Here is a 16,344-nt window from a genome sequence, read left to right on the forward strand (position 1 = left end):
CATGACCACCACCGTCGCCGACCAGCTCCTGACCCGCTTGCGGGAATGGGGCGTCGACCAGGTGTTCGGCTACCCGGGTGACGGGATCAACGGGATCCTCGGCGCCTTCTCCCGCGCCGACGACCAGCCGCGGTTCCTCCAGTCGCGGCACGAGGAGATGAGCGCGCTGGCGGCCGTGGGCTACGCCAAGTTCAGCGGCAAGCCCGGCGTCTGCCTGGCGACCAGCGGTCCGGGCGCGATCCACCTGCTCAACGGCCTGTACGACGCCAAGCTCGACCACGTGCCCGTCGTGGCGATCGTCGGGCAGACCGCACGCACGGCCATGGGCGGCAGCTACCAGCAGGAGGTGGACCTGCTGAGCCTCTTCAAGGACGTCGCCAGCGACTACGTGCAGGTCGTGACGGTCCCGGAGCAGCTGCCCAACGTGCTCGACCGCGCCATCCGGATCGCCATGGCCCGCCGCGCCCCGACCGCGATCATCATCCCGAGCGACGTCCAGGAGCTGGAGTACGCCGGCCCGACCCACGAGTTCAAGATGGTCCCCTCCAGCCTGGGGATGTCCTGGCCCGAGGTGCAGCCGAACGACATCGCCGTACGGCGGGCCGCCGACCTGCTCAACGCCGGCAAGAAGGTCGCGATGCTGGTCGGCCAGGGTGCCCGGGGCGCCGCGGCCGAGGTGACCGAGGTCGCCGACCTGCTCGGCGCGGGTGTCGCCAAGGCGCTGCTCGGCAAGGACGTGCTCAGCGACGAGCTGCCGTGGGTCACCGGCTCCATCGGCCTCCTCGGCACGAAGCCGAGCTACGAGATGATGCGCGACTGCGACACGTTGCTGACCGTCGGCTCGAACTTCCCCTACTCGCAGTTCCTGCCCGAGCCGGGTGGGGCACGCGGCGTCCAGATCGACGCCGACGGTGGCCTCATCGGCATGCGGTACCCCTACGAGCTCAACCTCGTCGGCGACGCCGCGACGACGCTCCGTGCCCTGATCCCGCTGCTGGAGCGCAAGGAGGACCGCGCCTGGCGCGACGGCATCTGCGCCGACGTCGAGCGCTGGTGGCAGGTCATGGACAGCGAGGCCCACGTCTCGGCCGACCCCGTCAACCCGATGCGCATCTTCCACGAGTTCTCGGCGCAGGCCCCCGACGACGCGATGATCGCCGCCGACAGCGGCTCGGCGGCGGACTGGTACGCGCGCCACGTGCGGATGCGCGGCGCGATGCGCGGCACCTTGTCGGGCACCCTGGCGACGATGGGACCGGCCGTGCCCTACATGATCGGCGCCAAGTTCGCCCATCCCGACCGGCCGGCGATCGCGTTCGAGGGCGACGGGGCCATGCAGATGAACGGCATGGCGGAGCTGCTGACCATCTCCCGCTACTGGCGGGAGTGGGCCGACCCGCGGTGCGTGGTCGCCGTGCTCCACAACAACGACCTCAACCAGGTCACCTGGGAGCTGCGCGCGATGGGCGGCACCCCCGAGTTCGTGGAGTCGCAGGCGCTGCCCGAGGTCTCCTACGCGGAGTTCGCCGCGAGCATCGGCCTGGGCGCGATCACCGTCACCGATCCCGAGGAGCTCGCCGGGGCGTGGAGGACCGCGCTCACGGCGGACCGCCCCTACGTGCTCGACGTGCACTGCGACCCCGACGTGCCGCCGATCCCGCCGCACGCGGACCTCGAGCAGATGAAGGCCACCGCGCAGGCCCTCATCAAGGGCGACCCGAGCAGGTGGGGCGTGATCAAGGAGGGCCTCAAGGTGAAGGCCCAGGAGATCCTGCCGCACAGCGACTGAGCGGGCCGCCAGCGGGCCAGCCAGCCCGCGGGGCGGCCAGCCAGCGCGGAGCGGGAGTCGTGTGCCTCACGACGACCCCCAGGTCGGTCACAGGCACACGACCGCGAGCGGCCAGCGCGAAGCGGGAGTCGTGTGCCTGAGGACTCCCCCCAGGTCGGTCACAGGCACACGACCGCGAGTGGGCGAGCGGGGACCCAGCGCGGAGCAGGAGTCGTGTGCCTGAGGACTCCCTATAGGTCGGTCACAGGCACACGACCGCGAGTGGGCGAGCGGCGGCCAGCGCGGAGCAGGAGTCGTGTGCCTGAGGACTCCCCCCAGGTCGGTCACAGGCACACGACCCCGAGTGGGCGGGCGGCGACCCAGCGCGGAGCAGGAGTCGTGTGCCTGAGGACTCCCTATAGGTCGGTCACAGGCACACGACCGCGAGCGGGCGGGTCAGCCCAGCCGCTCGATGATGGTGACGTTGGCCTGGCCGCCGCCCTCGCACATCGTCTGGAGGCCGTAGCGTCCGCCGGTGCGCTCGAGCTCGTTGAGCATGGTCGTCATCAGCCGGGCGCCGGTCGCGCCGATCGGGTGGCCGAGTGCGATGCCGCCGCCGTTGACGTTGACCTTCTCGTGCGGGGCGCCGGTCTCCTTCATCCACGCGAGGACGACGGAGGCGAAGGCTTCGTTGCACTCGAAGACGTCGATGTCGTCGATCGACATGCCGGTCTTCTCGAGGGCGTGCCTCGTGGCCCGGATCGGGCCGGTGAGCATCCACACCGGGTCGTCCCCGCGCACGGACAGGTGGTGGATGCGGGCGCGCGGCTGCAGTCCGTGCGTCTCGACGGCCGACTCCGACGCGAGGAGCAGCGCGGAGGAGGCGTCACAGATCTGGGACGCGACGGCCGCGGTGATGCGACCGCCGGGCGCGAGCGGCTCCAGCCCGGCCATCTTCTCCAGCGAGGTCTCCCGCGGGCACTGGTCGGTGGTGAAGTCCTCGCCGGCGACACTGATCGGCACGATCTCGCCGGCGAAGCGCCCCTCGGCGATCGCCGCACGGGCCCGCTCGTGCGAGGCCAGCGCGTAGGCCTCCATGTCCTCGCGCGAGATGTCCCACTTCTCCGCGATCATCTCGGCGGAGCGGAACTGGCTGACCTCCTGGTCGCCGTAGCGCTTGAGCCACCCGGGCGACTCGGCGAAGGGGGTGGTGAAGCCGTACTGCTGGCCGACGATCATCGCCGCCGAGATCGGGATGGCGCTCATGTTCTGCACGCCGCCGGCCACGACGAGGTCCTGGGTGCCGGACATGATGCCCTGGGCGGCGAAGTGCACCGCCTGCTGCGACGACCCGCACTGGCGGTCGATCGTCACGCCCGGCACGTGGTCCGGCAGTCCGGCCACCAGCCACGCCGTACGTGCGACGTCGCCGGCCTGCGACCCGATGGTGTCGCAGCAGCCGAGGATCACGTCGTCGACCGCGCCCGGGTCGACGCCGGTGCGGTCGACCAGCGCGGTGATCGAGTGGGCCGCGAGGTCGGCGGAGTGCACGCCGGCGAGGGCTCCGCCGCGCTTGCCGACCGGCGTGCGGACGGCGTCGATGATGAAGGCGGTGCTGCTGGCGGTCATGAGCTGATCCCGTCGAGGAGGATGCGGATGTACTGGTCGGCGACCTCCGTGTGCGTGTGTCGCCCGCCGGGTCGGTACCAGCGGACGGCGACCCACACGGTGTCGCGGATGAAGCGGTAGGTGAGCGTCACGTCGAGGTCCGCCCTGAGTACGCCGGTGCGCACACCCTCCTCGAGGAGGGTGACCCAGACCTGACGGGACTGGGCGTTGCGCTCGGCGAGGTAGGCGAACCGCTCGAACGTGACGAGGTGGTCGGCGTCGTTCTGGAAGATCGCGACCTCGGGGCCGTGCTCCTCGATCGCCTCGAACGAGACGCGGACGGCCTGCTCGAGCTTGGTGCGAGCGTCGGCATCGCTGGCGAGGATCTCGTCGTAACGCGCGAAGAGCCCCTCCTGGAACGTCGACAGGATCTCGTCGACCATCGACTCCTTGGAGTCGAAGTGGTGGTAGAGGCTGCCGGACAGGATGCCCGCGGCGTCGGCGATGTCGCGCACCGTCGTGTTCGTGAAGCCCTTCTCGGCGAAGAGCCGGGCGGCGATCGCGAGCAGCTGCTCGCGGCGCGACCCGCCCGCGTCAGGCGTGCTGGCTGCTGACACTGATCACCTCACCGGTCAGGTACGACGAGTAGCCGCTCGCGAGGAACACCATCACGTTGGCAACCTCCCACGGCGCGGCGGCGCGGCCGAACGCCTCCCGCTGCTTGAGCTCCTCGAGCAGCTCCGGCGAGGTCACCTTCTCCAGGAACGGGTGCATGGCCAGGCTCGGCGAGACCGCGTTGACGCGGATGCCGTGCGGCGCCAGGTCGATCGCGGAGCACCGGGTCAGCGCCATCACCCCGGCCTTGGCGGCCGCGTAGTGGGCCTGCCCCTCCTGCGCGCGCCACCCGATGACCGAGGCGTTGTTGATGACAACGCCCCGCTTGCCGGCGGCGACCATGCGCTGGCCGGCCGCGCGCACGCACCGGAAGGTGCCGGTCAGCGTGATGTCGAGGACCTTCGACCACTGCTCGTCGGTCATCTCGAGCACGCTGGCGGTCCCGCCCAGGCCGGCGTTGTTGATCATGACGTCCACGCCGCCGTACTCCTCGGCGAGGTCGAGCAGTGCCCCGACCTGCGCCTCGTCGGTCACGTCGCAGACCAGCTGGGCGACCCGGTCGGCGCCGAACTCCGCGCCGAGCGCCTCCTCGGCCTCCCTCAGCCGGCGCTCGTGGGTGTCGCTGAAGACGACCGCCTTCGCCCCCTCCTCCAGCGCCCGGCGTACGACGGACGCGCCGATGCCGGCGCCGGCCGCAGCCGTGACCACGACGACCTTGTCGGTCAGCAGGCCGTGCCCCGGCACGTAGTCGGGGGTCGGCTGCTCGATCCGGGTGGTGGTCATTCAGGCTCCCTTGGGTTCGCGCGGCAGGCCGAGCACACGCTCGGCGAGGATGTTCTTCTGGACCTCGTCGCTGCCGCCGTAGATCGTGTCGGAGCGGGAGAAGAGGAAGAGCCGTTGGTGCTCGTCGAGCTCGTAGGGCGTGGCCGTCCCGCGTGTCAGCAGCCCCTCGGCGCCCGCCACGTCCATCGCGACCTCGCCGAGACGACGGTGCCAGTTGGCCCAGGCCAGCTTGAAGATCGAGCCGGCTCCGCCTCCGGCGGCCGAGTCCTGGCCGCCCTCGACGAGCGCGAGCGCTCGCAGCGCGAAGCTGCGGATCGCGCTCAGCTCGGTCTTCAGGCCGGCGAGCCGGTCACGCACGACCGGGTCGTCGATCCGCCCGTTGCCCTTGGCGCGCTCGATCACGGTGTCCAGCTCGCGCGCGAAGCCGACGGTCTGGCCGAGGGTCGACACACCGCGCTCGAACCCGAGCAGCCCCATCGCGACGCCCCAGCCCTGGCCGGGCTCGCCGACCACCAGGTCGGCCGCGGTGCGCGCGCCGGTGAAGAAGACCTCGTTGAACTCCGAGCCGCTCGTCAGCTGCTCGATGGGTCGGACCTCCACGCCATCCTGCTCCAGCGGGACGAGGAGGAAGGAGAGACCATGATGACGACGTGACCCGGCCTCGGTGCGGGCGATGACGAAGCACCAGTCGGAGAGGTGGGCGTTCGACGTCCACACCTTCTGTCCGTCGATGACCCACTCGCCCGACGACTCGTCGAGGCCGGCCTTGGTCTGCACGTTGGCGAGGTCGGACCCGGCGTCCGGCTCGGAGTAGCCCTGCGCCCAGAGCTCGGTGACCTCGCGGATCGGCGGCAGGAAGCGCTGCTTCTGCGCATCGGTGCCGAACGCGATCAGGGTCGGGCCGAGCAGGGTCTCGCCGAGGTGGTTGACGTCGTGGGGCGCCTCGGAGCGGGCGTACTCCTCGTGGAAGATCACCTGCTGCCACAGCGAGAGGCCACGGCCACCGTGCTCCTCGGGCCAGCCGACACAGGTCCACCGGTGCTCGGCCAGCAACCGGTTCCACGCGAGCCGTTCCTCGAAGCCCTCGTGGTCGCGACCCGGACCCCCGAGCCCCTTGAGCCCACGCCACTCACCGACGAGGTGGTCGGCGAGCCAGGTGCGCACCTCCTCGCGGAAGGCGCGGTCCTCGGCGCTCTCGGAAAGGTCCATGCCCCCACCCTACCAAGCAAATGCTTGGTAGGCTTGGAGACGCCGCTTCGTTCCTCGGCGGCTCCTCAACCAACGAAAGGCAGGGCGGTGGACACGATTCCGGCGATCCTGCGTGCAGCAGCGGAGAGGTACGGCGACCGGCCGGCCTACGTCGAGGGCGACCGCACGCTGACGTACTCCCAGCTCCTCGAGCAGGTACGCGAGCTGGCTCGACGCTACGTCGGGCACGGCCTGGGTGCGGGCGAGCGCGTGGTCGTCTGGGGTCCCAACAGCATCGAGTGGGTCGTCGCGGCTCTCGCCACCACCTATGCCGGCGCGACCCTGGTGCCCGCCAACTCCCGCTACACCGGGCACGAGGTCGCCGAACTGGTGGACCGCACGGGCGCGACGACCGTGATGGTCGCCGACGGGTTCCTGGGCCGCAAGCAGCTCGAGGAACTGCGCGCCGCGAGCGAGATCGCCTCCGTGCGGGTGCTCGGCAACCTGGCGAAGCTCTCCCTCGACCATCGCGGGGAGGAGCGGCACGTCCGCGAGGCGAGCGTCGAGGAGGTCGAGGCACGGGCCGACGCGGTGACCCCCGACGACGTCGCCGACATCCTCTTCACCTCCGGCACGACCGGGCGGCCGAAGGGCGCGATGAGCGCGCACCGCCAGAGCATCGGCGTCGCCCGCGCCTGGGCGGAGCTCGGCGGCGTCTCACCCGACGACCGCTACCTGGTCATCAACCCCTTCTTCCACTCGTTCGGCTACAAGATCGGCATCCTGGTCGGCCTGCTGACCGGCGCCACCCTCTACCCCGTCGCGACGTTCGACCTCGACGAGACCATGCGGATCATCGAGTCCGAGCGGATCACGCTGCTGCCGGGTGCGCCGACGATCTACCAGTCCCTGCTGACCGCGCCGGGCCGCGACGAGCGCGACCTCTCCTCGCTGCGGCTCGCGGTGACGGGTGCGGCCGTTGTCCCCGTCGTGCTCATCGAGCGGATGCGCGAGGAGCTCGGGATCGACCACGTCGTCACCGCGTTCGGCATGACCGAGGCCGTCGTCGTCACGATGTGCCGCGAGGGCGACTCGGCCGCGACGGTCGCGACGACGAACGGCCGCGCCATCCCCGGCATGGAGACCCGGATCGGCGAGGGCGGCGAGCTCCTCGTCCGGGGCGACTACGTGATGCTGGGCTACCTCGACGACCCCGCGGCCACCGCCGAGGCGATCGACGAGGACGGCTGGCTGCACACCGGCGACATCGGCGAGCTCGACGAGCAGGGCAACCTGCGGATTACCGACCGGCTCAAGGACATGTACATCTCCGGCGGCTTCAACGTCTATCCCGCCGAGGTCGAGCAGGCCCTGCTCCGGATGGAGGGGATCGACGACGTCGCCGTCGTCGGCGTGCCCGACGAGCGCATGGGCGAGGTCGGCAAGGCGTACGTCGTGGGGTCCGCCTCCAGCGAGGACGTCATCGCGTTCGCCAAGGAGCGGCTGGCCAACTTCAAGGTGCCGCGTCTCGTCGAGCACGTCGACGCGCTCCCCCGCAACCTGTCCGGCAAGGTCCTGAAGAACACCCTTCGAGACGGTCGCTAGCGCGACCTCCTCAGGGACCGAAAGAGAGAAGCACGTGGATCTCGAACTGACTGAGAGCGAGCTCGCCTTCCAGGCGGAGGCGCGCGCGTGGCTGGCGGCCAACGTGCCGAGCGAGCCGCTGCCGTCGATGGACACCGAGGAGGGCTGGCGGCTCCACCAGGAGTGGGAGGCCCGGCTCACCGCCGACCGGTGGTCGGTCGTGTCGTGGCCGCGGGCCTACCACGGCCGCGAGGCGTCGCTGATCGAGTGGGTGATCTTCGAGGAGGAGTACTACCGCGCGGGCGCACCCGGCCGCGTCTCGCAGAACGGGATCTTCCTGCTCGCGCCGATCATCTTCGACCACGGCACCCAGGAGCAGCAGGACCGCTTCCTGCCCACGATGGCGTCGGGCGAGAAGATCTGGGCGCAGTGCTGGTCCGAGCCCGAGGCCGGCTCCGACCTCGCCTCCCTGAAGTCGACCGCGCGGCGCGACGACGAGCGCGGCGGGTGGGTGCTCAACGGCCAGAAGACCTGGTCGTCGCGGGCGACCTACGCCCACTGGGGCTTCGGGCTGTTCCGCTCCGACCCCGAGGCGGCCCGGCACAACGGACTGACCTACTTCCTCTTCCCGATGGACGCCGACGGCGTCACCGTGCGTCCGATCGCCCAGCTCGACGGAGAGGCGGGCTTCGCCGAGGTGTTCTTCGACGACGTCTTCGTGCCGGACGCCGACGTGCTCGGTGCGCCCGGTGACGGCTGGCGCGTCGCCATGAGTACGGCGGGCAACGAGCGCGGCCTCTCGCTGCGCTCCCCCGGGCGGTTCTGTGCCGCCGCCGACCGGCTCGTGGAGCTCTACCGCCAGCGCCCCGACACCCGGGTGGCCGACGGCGTCGTCGAAGCGTGGCTGAAGGCGGAGGCCTACCGGCTCTACACGTGGGGCACCGTCACCCGCCTCGCCGACGGCGGGGAGATGGGCGCCGCCGGGTCGGTCAACAAGGTGTGGTGGAGCGAGCTCGACATCTCCCTGCACGAGACCGCGCTGGACCTCCTCGGCCCGGAGGCCGAGCTGGAGTCCCGCTGGCTCGACGGCTACACGTTCGCCCTCTCGGGTCCGATCTACGCCGGCACCAACGAGATCCAGCGCAACATCATCGCCGAGCGGATCCTCGGCCTCCCCCGCGAGCCCAAGGGGTCCCGACGATGAAGTTCGAGCTCACCTCAGACCAACGCGACTTCGCCGCGTCGCTCGAGGCACTGCTGGCCTCCGCCGACACCGCGAGCATCGCCCGCGCCTGGGCCGACGGCGACCACGCCCCCGGCCTCAAGCTCTGGGACCGGCTCGCCGAGCAGGGCCTCACCATGCTGGCGACGGAGGCGACCCCGGTCGAGGTCTGCCTCGCCTTCGAGGCTCTCGGCCGGCACGCCGTGCCGGGTCCTTGGGTCGAGTCGGCCGCCTACCTGCCGCTCGCGCTGGGCCACGAGGTCGAGGGGATCGCGACGGTCGCGGTGCCGCCGCACACGCCGTACGCCCTCGACGCGGACGTCGCGGACTCGGTCTTCCTCGCCGGTGCCGACGGTCTGACCGAGGCACAGCCCGGCGAGCGGCACAGGTCGGTCGACCGGGCCCGCCACCTCTTCTCGGTGACCGCGACCGGTCCTGCCCCGGACGACAGCGCGTTCGAGCTCGCCGTCCTCGCGACCGCCGCCCAGCTCCTCGGCGCGGGCGAGCGGGTCCTGGCCGACTCGGTGACCTACGTCAAGCAGCGACGGCAGTTCGGGCGCGAGATCGGGAGCTACCAGGCGATCAAGCACCAGCTCGCCGACGTGCGGATCGCGCTCGACTTCGCCCGCCCGCTCGTCCTGGGGGCAGCGCTCGATCCCACCCCGCGCGCGGTCTCGGCCGCGAAGGTGATGTGCGGCGACGCCGCCTACCTCGCCTCGCGCACCGGGCTCCAGGTCCACGGCGCGATCGGCTACACCCAGGAGTTCGACCTGAGCATCTGGATCACCAAGATCCGCGCGCTGGTCACCGCCTGGGGCACGCACGCCTTCCACCGGGGCCGGATCCTCGACTCGCTCGTGGGGGCCTGAGGTGGAGTTCGCACTCAGCGAGGAGCAGGCCGAGCTCGCGTCGACCGTGCGGGCGGTGCTGGCGAAGCAGGCCGACAGCGCCGCCGTGCGCGCCGCAGTGGCGTCGGAAGCCGGCTACGACGCCGCGCTCTGGTCAACGCTGTGCGAGCAGGTCGGCGTCGCGGCCCTCGGCGTCCCCGAGGAGCACGACGGTTTCGGCGCGACCTTCTTCGAGACCGCGGTCGTGCTCGAGGAGCTCGGGCGCTCGCTCGCCCCCTCCCCGCTGCTGGCGACCGTCATCGCGACCGAGGCGCTGCTGGCCGGAGGCACCGACGAGGCGAAGGCGCGGCTCCTCCCCCGGATCGCCGCCGGTGAGATCGCCACGTTCGCGCTCGACCCCGGACCCGTGCTCGACGGGGCCGACGCGGCGATCGTCCTGGCGACGGTCGGGCCGCAGCTCGTCGAGCTCGCGCCGTCGAGGGTGGAGCCGCTCGAGACGATGGACCAGACGATCCGCCTCGCGACCATCTGGGCCGAGGAGCCGGTCGCGATCGGCGAGGGAGGTGTCGCCCGCGCTCGCGCCGACCTCGTCGCGGCCGCCTCCGCCGCCGCGCTCGCCGTCGGGCTGAGCGCCCGCGCACTTCAGATGACGGTCGACTACAGCAAGGAACGGGTGCAGTTCGGTCGTCCGATCGGCTCGTTCCAGGCGCTCAAGCACCGGATGGCCGACATGCTCGCGAGGCTGGAGATCGCCCGGTCGGCGTCGTGGGCAGCGTCGTACGCCCTCGCCACGCACGCACCCGACGCCGAGCAGCTGACCCGGACGGCTGCGTCGTACTGCCTCGAGACCGCGACCCACCTCGCCGGCGAGTGCATCCAGCTCCACGGCGGCATCGCGATCACCTGGGAGCACGACGCCCACCTGGTCTTCAAGCGCGCCCACGCGCTCGGTCAGCTGTTCGGCGCCCCCCACGAGCAGCGGGCGAGGATCACGCTCTGACGTCACGCAGCGCGTCGAGCTGCGCGCGGAGCGCCTCCGGGATGGGCGCCTTGGTGCCGGCGGCGTAGTCGAACGCCACAACGAGGGTGTCCCCCTCCGCCGCGACCGCGCCGTGCCGGTGGCTGACCGCGCGGTGGCGCATCACGTAGCGGTCGTCCTCGATGTCGCCGATCCCGGCACCGACGGTGACGGTGTCGGGATAGGTCAGCGGGATCCGGAAGCGGCAGCTCGCCGTGTGCACGATCGGACCGACGCCACCGAGGTCGCCGGCCGGGTCGCGGGCGAGCTCCTCGAAGCAGCGGATCCGCGCGGTCTCGAAGTAGCGGAAGTAGACGGTGTTGTTGACGTGCCCCATGGCGTCCATGTCGCCCCAGGCGACGGGGATCTCCACGCGGACGGGGTAGTCGGCCAGCAGGTCGTCGATGCGCGCGTCCGTCACCGGGTCAGGCTAGCGAGCCGGCCCGCCGAGCGCTGCGCCCAACGTGCGGAGCAACCGGACGGCGGCGTCGGCCCGGGCGGCGTCGACCTCGGGCCTGGGGTAGCTGTAGCCGACGATCGCCTCGCCGTCGAACATGTGCACCGCGGACGTGACGGCGAGCCGGACCACCTCCTCGGGGACGTCCAGGCCCTCGAAGTTCTCGACGGCGCGCTCCTCGATGGCGTCGTAGAGGTGCTTCGTGATCGGCGCGAGCCGCTCACGCAGGTCCGGTTCGGTGCGCGCGGCCACCATCACCTCGAACCACACGACGTTGGTCTCGTGCCGGATCCGCTGGCGTGCGAACGCGACGACCTCCTCGATGGTGAGCGCCGGCGCGCCTCGGGGCCGCAGTTCGTCGAAGGCGACCATGTGCCGCCGTGCCACCTCCTCGGCCGCAGCGATGATCAGGTCGAGACGCGAGTCGAAGTGACGGAACAACCCGCCCTTAGACACCCCCGAGCGCGCGCAGACCTCGCCGAGGGAGGTGCGGTGGTAGCCGACCTGCTCGATCGACTCGATGGTCGCCTCGACCAGCTTCCCGATCGTCTCGGCCCGGCGCTGCTCCTGCGTGCGCCGCCCGGGAGCGGCGCTCATCGCCCCGCGCGGAGGAACCGGCCCGTACGACGGGTGCCGAGCACCTCCGCGGCCTCGCCGAGGCCGAAGACGTGCTCGCCGTTGACGAGGACGGCGACGACGGCGTCGTCGTTGCGGTTGACCATGCGGGACAGGTTGCCGTAGGAGACGACCGGGCTCTCGGCGTACTCGTCCAGGCGCTCGTCGAGCGCGGTCGGGTCCACCACGACGACATCGGCCCGGTCGCCGACGCGCAGGTGCCCGGCGTCGAGGCCGTACCAGTCGGCGAGCTCACCGGTGAGCCGGTGCACGGCGTGCTCCACCGTCATGAACGGCCGTCCGGCCTCCTCGGCGTCGCGGACCCGGCGCAGCAGCCGCAGGCCGAAGTTGTAGAACGCCATGTTGCGCAGGTGGGCGCCTGCGTCGGAGAACCCGAGCTGCACGCCGGGGCTGGTCGCGAGCCGGTCGAGCACCTCGGGTCGGTCGTTGGAGATCGTCGTGCGCCAGCGGACCTTCGTGCCGTGCTCGACGACCAGGTCGAGGAAGGCGTCGACGGGGTGCACCCCACCGCGCTCGAGGCCGACCTGCCCGAAGGACTTGCCGATCACCTCGGCGTCGGGGCAGTCGACGATCTCGGCGTCGAAGAAGTCGCGGTGCCACACGCGCAGCCCGAACTTGGCGTCGTAGTCCTTGCGGAACCAGCGTCGGTAGTCCTCGTCCTGGAGCAGGGCGTCCCGCTCGACCTGCTCCGCGAGGTGCAGCGCGGCCGCCCCGGACCCGAACTCCTCGAAGATGACCAGGTCGATGCCGTCGGCGTACACCTCGAACGGCACCGGCAGGTGCTGCCACCGGAAGTCGCCGCCGAGAGCGTTGAGCAGCCGCGCGCTCGGCGGCATGATCGCCATCAGCGCCCGGTTGGCCTTGATGTCGGCGGCCGAGAGCAGGCTCGTCTTCAGCGGCTTGCGGAAGATGCCGAGGGTGCTGAGCGTCATCGCGAGGATGCTGCGCGGGCTCTTGATGTCCGGACCGCCCTGGAGCACGCGCCGGCGTCGGCGCAGGATCGCGTTGAGCCGACGACGCTCGCGCGCCTTGGCGTACGTCGACGGCAGGGTGCGCGAGCGGCAGGTCTCGCCGTCCAGCTTGTCGAACATCAGCTGCTGGGCGGACATGCCGACGAAGCCGGCGTCGAGTGCCTCGGTGAGCCAGCGCTCCATCGTCGCCCGCTCCGCAGCAGACGCGCGGACCCCGCTGCGGGTGGCCCGGTCGAGCCCCATGGCGGCGGCCCGGAGGTCGGAGTGGCCGATGAAGGCCGCCAGGTTCGGACCGAGGGGAAGGGCCTCCAGCGCGGCCACGTAGTCGGCCGCGCTCGACCAGGTCTTCGACGTCTCGACGGCATCGATGACGTGCGCCCGCGGGATCGCCTCCACCCGCCCGAACAGGTCGCCCGCGTCGGTCGCGTCGACGTGGACCGTCGACAGCGAGCACGAGCCGAGCAGCACGGTCGTCACCCCGTGGCGCACCGACTCCGCGAGGGCCGGCTCGTTGAGCACCTCGACGTCGTAGTGGGTGTGGATGTCGATCATCCCCGGCATCACCCACTGGCCGGTGGCGTCGACCACCCGGGAGCACCCGGTCACGTCGAGCGGATCGGCGCTGACCGCGGCCACCCGGCCGTCGCGGATCCCGACGTTGCGGACGTTCGGCGGCGCGCCGGTCCCGTCGAGGAGGAGACCGTTGTTGAGGACGACGTCGTAGGCCATGGCGATATAGAAACCAATCGGTCTCTATCTGTCAATCACCGCGGTTCGGCCGCGATTTTCGTCACTCGTCCGGTTGCCTGGCGCGACCGAGGGGTACCAGCCCTCAGTAGCGACCGGACAGGAGCCGGCCCGAGCCGGAGGAGCAGGACCATCGACGCGCGGATGTTGAACAACCGGTACGAGCTGAAGGAGCTCGTCGGCCGGGGCGGCATGGCCGCGGTCCACCGCGGCTACGACCACAACCTGAGCCGGGATGTCGCGATCAAGGTGATGCACGCCTCGCTGGACAACGACGTCGACCACCAGCGCTTCCTGTCGGAGATGCGGCTCCTGGCCACGCTGAACCACCCGAATCTCGTCATGCTGCTCGACGCGGGGGCCGAGGCGGACTCCGTCGACCCGTCCCCGTGGCTCGTCATGGAGCTGGTCGGCGGCCCGTCCCTCGCGCAACGCCTGGGCGGCGGCCCCCTGCCGGCCACGGAGGTCGCGGCGATCGGCGCCGGCGTCGCCGCCGGCCTCGCCCACGTCCATGCCAACGGCATCGTCCACCGCGACGTCAAGCCGGCCAACATCTTGCTGACGGCGAGCGGCGAGGCGAAGCTGGCGGACTTTGGCATCGCCCGGGCGGCCAACGAAGGCTCGGGCCTGACCGCCACGGGCAGCACGATCGGTACGGCGTCGTACCTCTCGCCCGAGCAGGTCAAGGGCACCCCGGTCACCGGGGCGAGCGACATCTACTCGCTCGGTCTCGTGCTCCTGGAGTGCCTCACCGGCCAGCGGGCGTACGCCGGCACACCGACCGAGGCGGCCCTCGCCCGCCTCCACCGCCGCCCCCTCATCCCGGTGTCGCTCGGCGCCGGCTGGGTCCACCTGCTCGACCAGATGACGGCCACCGAACCGACCGAGCGCCCGACCGCCGCCGAGTGCGCCGGGCGGCTCACCGCCCTCGCGGCGGGCGACGCCAGCGACAGCGCAGCCGGCGCGGTGCTGAGCCTGCAGACCACCGGTCTCGTGGGCGGGGCCGCGCCCGCACGCCGCCAGGTCGAGAGCGGAGCGACCTCGATCTGGTACCGGCGTTCGGCCCTGGCCGCCGCCGCGGCCGCCGTCCTCCTCCTGCTCTCGGCCGGGGTCGCCCACGTCGTCGACGGCTCCGCGCCCGCGCCGTCAGCCGCTGCGGCCGACGCTCCGACCGCCAGGAAGGATCTCGGCAGCAAGCCGAGAGGCGTGGCCCCCTCGATCAGCGCGGCGCCTGCGGAGGCGACGGCCTCGGCCCCGGTCGTACGGCACCGCCCGCACCACCACGCGAAGCCGCACCGGCACCACCGGCACCACCGGCACCACCACGCGCACAAGGCGCACCACAAGCACGGCAAGGGCCACGGGCACCACGGCAAGGGTCACGGCAAGAAGCGGAAGTAGCTCAGCTGCGGCCGTGCTGGACCCGGCGCAGCGCCGCCCCTCCAGCGGGCATCGCCCGATCGCGTGCGGGCTCCGGACGGACCGCGTCCTCGAGGTCGGCGAGCTCACCGAGGTCCGAGAGGTCCTCGTCGTCGTCGACGACCAGAGCGGTGAAGACCTCGTCCGGCCCGCGCAGGACCGCCAGCACGCCCGGCGCCATCATCGCCACCACGGTGTCCCGGTCGGCCGAGGCGATCGGCTCGAGCTCGTGGAGGTAGCGCATCGTCGCCATGCCGAAGAGCTGCGAGGCGACCAGCTCCCACTTCATCGCCGAGACCGGGCGGGTGCCGCGGCGCATCTGCGGCATCAGCAGCGCCCGCTTCAGCCACCGAAGCACGCGGGGGGCGTCGTCAGGCCGGCTGCTGCGCGCCACCAGCCGCAGCATCCGGGCGCGGGTCCGCGGGTGCTCGCAGAGCACGAGGAACCGTCGGACCAGCTGCAGGGCGACGTCTTCGGTGGGATCCAGGCTGCGCATGACCCACCGATGGTGCCAGTCGACCGCCCCTGCGCCGCTTCCTCAGCGGTTGGCCGCGCGGATCATGCGACGGATCTCACTCGGGATCGGTCGCGCGAGGAGCACCGGCCGCTCCAGCACCCGCCGCGACGTGACAGCCCAGATCCGGCCGCTGTTGGCCGTCCTCCCGCGCGGGAGGAACCACGGCCCGCCGCTCGCCCCGCCGGTCAGCGCGCAGGCGTGCATCGACGCGTCCGCCGAGTCGTGGAAGGGCACGGTCCGACCGTCGCAGCGCTTCGCCGTCTCGCCGTCGAAGGGGTCCTCGGCCGGCCAGCCCCAGATCCGCACGCCCCACTCGCGCTGCGGCTTGCCCCACACGACGTCGTTGCCACCGGTCACGTCGACGAGGCGGTGCCGCCCGTGCCGCTTGAACGAGATGATCGCCTGGTCGAAGCGGAACGCCTCGTGCTCGATCCAGCCGTTGAAGGCGTAGGCGTTGTTGGCCACCCACTTGCCGTAGGGCGCGTGCCCGTTGCGGTAGCGCGGCACGTAGACCCAGTCGCTGTAGAAGTGCGGCTGCTGGAGCAGCCCGACGTCGGGTCCGGTGTGGACGCAGTGACCGGCCGTGATGACCTGGTTGCGCTTCTTGGTGTTGATCGCCGACGCGGTGCATACCGCGTCGGCGCCGTCCACGCGGAAGAACAGCTTGCCCGTCGACCGCGGGGCGCGGACCTGGCGAGGCCGGGTGCGCGCCCGCGCCGCGTGCTCGGCTGACCGACCCGGACCGAGGGAGCGGGTCAGCCCGTCGACGAGCTGCTCGATCGGCAGCGCCGCGCGCATCCGGGCGGACGTCCAGTAGCTGCTGATCTCCCGGGCGGTGCCGGCAGCCGTGGGCGCCTCGGTCACCACTGCGTGGCGGGCGGGGACGGCCGCCGTACGAGCACCTGACCTGGCGTCGGCCGGTGTCGGGGCTGCGCTCACGGTGGCTGCTACGACCACGGCCGA

Annotated in this window: 15 protein-coding genes; 6 read left to right on the top strand and 9 right to left on the bottom strand. The window is 71.8% G+C overall.

Annotation, left to right across the window (positions count from 1 at the left end):
- Position 1 precedes the first annotated feature (1 nt).
- A complete protein-coding gene (locus ACAX67_RS18515; RefSeq protein WP_370705357.1) occupies positions 2-1,789 on the top strand; it encodes a thiamine pyrophosphate-requiring protein in 1,788 nt (595 codons plus the stop codon).
- 435 nt (positions 1,790-2,224) lie between these two features.
- On the opposite strand, the gene ACAX67_RS18520 is transcribed toward ACAX67_RS18515, so the two are convergent.
- Genes ACAX67_RS18520 through ACAX67_RS18535 form a run of 4 tightly spaced genes read right to left on the bottom strand, consistent with a single transcriptional unit; the run spans position 2,225 to position 5,983 of the window.
- Positions 2,225-3,397: an acetyl-CoA C-acetyltransferase gene (locus tag ACAX67_RS18520; protein ID WP_370705358.1), complete on the bottom strand. Its 1,173-nt coding sequence runs from the start codon at positions 3,395-3,397 to the stop codon at positions 2,225-2,227.
- The gene (locus tag ACAX67_RS18525; protein WP_370705359.1) at positions 3,394-3,993 is read right to left on the bottom strand and encodes a TetR/AcrR family transcriptional regulator; all 600 of its coding nucleotides are present in this window, start codon (positions 3,991-3,993) and stop codon (positions 3,394-3,396) included. The genes ACAX67_RS18520 and ACAX67_RS18525 overlap by 4 nt, the downstream gene beginning before the upstream one ends.
- Positions 3,971-4,774 (bottom strand): SDR family oxidoreductase, encoded by an 804-nt coding sequence (locus ACAX67_RS18530; RefSeq protein ID WP_370705360.1) that lies wholly within the window; start codon positions 4,772-4,774, stop codon positions 3,971-3,973. Before ACAX67_RS18530 ends, ACAX67_RS18525 begins: the two co-directional genes overlap by 23 nt.
- Positions 4,775-5,983, bottom strand: a complete 1,209-nt coding sequence (locus ACAX67_RS18535) for an acyl-CoA dehydrogenase family protein (RefSeq protein WP_370705361.1) — start codon at positions 5,981-5,983, stop codon at positions 4,775-4,777.
- Positions 5,984-6,070: 87 nt separating this feature from the next.
- Between ACAX67_RS18535 and ACAX67_RS18540 the strand changes: the two genes are divergently transcribed.
- From ACAX67_RS18540 to ACAX67_RS18555, 4 genes are read left to right on the top strand one after another with little or no spacing between them, the layout of a single operon-like run.
- Positions 6,071-7,567 (top strand): FadD3 family acyl-CoA ligase, encoded by a 1,497-nt coding sequence (locus ACAX67_RS18540; RefSeq protein ID WP_370705362.1) that lies wholly within the window; start codon positions 6,071-6,073, stop codon positions 7,565-7,567.
- Positions 7,568-7,601: 34 nt separating this feature from the next.
- Positions 7,602-8,750 (top strand): acyl-CoA dehydrogenase family protein, encoded by a 1,149-nt coding sequence (locus ACAX67_RS18545; protein ID WP_370705363.1) that lies wholly within the window; start codon positions 7,602-7,604, stop codon positions 8,748-8,750.
- Complete coding sequence (locus ACAX67_RS18550) at positions 8,747-9,637, top strand: acyl-CoA dehydrogenase family protein (RefSeq protein WP_370705364.1); 891 nt, start codon at positions 8,747-8,749, stop codon at positions 9,635-9,637. The genes ACAX67_RS18545 and ACAX67_RS18550 overlap by 4 nt, the downstream gene beginning before the upstream one ends.
- 1 nt (position 9,638) lies before the next feature.
- Positions 9,639-10,616 carry an acyl-CoA dehydrogenase family protein gene (locus tag ACAX67_RS18555; RefSeq protein WP_370705365.1) on the top strand — a complete coding sequence of 326 codons (978 nt, stop codon included), beginning with the start codon at positions 9,639-9,641 and terminating at the stop codon, positions 10,614-10,616.
- On the opposite strand, the gene ACAX67_RS18560 is transcribed toward ACAX67_RS18555, so the two are convergent.
- Genes ACAX67_RS18560 through ACAX67_RS18570 form a run of 3 tightly spaced genes read right to left on the bottom strand, consistent with a single transcriptional unit; the run spans position 10,606 to position 13,427 of the window.
- Entirely contained in the window at positions 10,606-11,055 is a 450-nt protein-coding gene (locus tag ACAX67_RS18560; RefSeq protein ID WP_370705366.1) for an acyl-CoA thioesterase, read from the bottom strand. The genes ACAX67_RS18555 and ACAX67_RS18560 overlap by 11 nt on opposite strands.
- A gap of 9 nt (positions 11,056-11,064) precedes the next feature.
- A complete protein-coding gene (locus ACAX67_RS18565) occupies positions 11,065-11,688 on the bottom strand; it encodes a TetR/AcrR family transcriptional regulator (protein WP_370705367.1) in 624 nt (207 codons plus the stop codon).
- The gene (locus ACAX67_RS18570) at positions 11,685-13,427 is read right to left on the bottom strand and encodes an N-acyl-D-amino-acid deacylase family protein (RefSeq protein ID WP_370705368.1); all 1,743 of its coding nucleotides are present in this window, start codon (positions 13,425-13,427) and stop codon (positions 11,685-11,687) included. The genes ACAX67_RS18565 and ACAX67_RS18570 overlap by 4 nt, the downstream gene beginning before the upstream one ends.
- A 162-nt stretch (positions 13,428-13,589) precedes the next feature.
- On the opposite strand from ACAX67_RS18570, the gene ACAX67_RS18575 reads away from it, so the two are divergent.
- Positions 13,590-14,846 (top strand): serine/threonine-protein kinase, encoded by a 1,257-nt coding sequence (locus ACAX67_RS18575; RefSeq protein ID WP_370705369.1) that lies wholly within the window; start codon positions 13,590-13,592, stop codon positions 14,844-14,846.
- A 1-nt stretch (position 14,847) separates the two neighbouring features.
- Here the strand turns inward: ACAX67_RS18575 and ACAX67_RS18580 are convergent, their stop codons facing one another.
- The gene (locus ACAX67_RS18580; RefSeq protein WP_370705370.1) at positions 14,848-15,360 is read right to left on the bottom strand and encodes a TetR/AcrR family transcriptional regulator; all 513 of its coding nucleotides are present in this window, start codon (positions 15,358-15,360) and stop codon (positions 14,848-14,850) included.
- Between the two features lie 42 nt (positions 15,361-15,402).
- Positions 15,403-16,320, bottom strand: a complete 918-nt coding sequence (locus tag ACAX67_RS18585; RefSeq protein ID WP_370705371.1) for a trypsin-like serine peptidase — start codon at positions 16,318-16,320, stop codon at positions 15,403-15,405.
- Between the last annotated feature and the right edge of the window lie 24 nt (positions 16,321-16,344).

The organism is Nocardioides candidus (genome assembly GCF_041321175.1).
In the GTDB taxonomy this organism is placed as follows: domain Bacteria; phylum Actinomycetota; class Actinomycetes; order Propionibacteriales; family Nocardioidaceae; genus Nocardioides.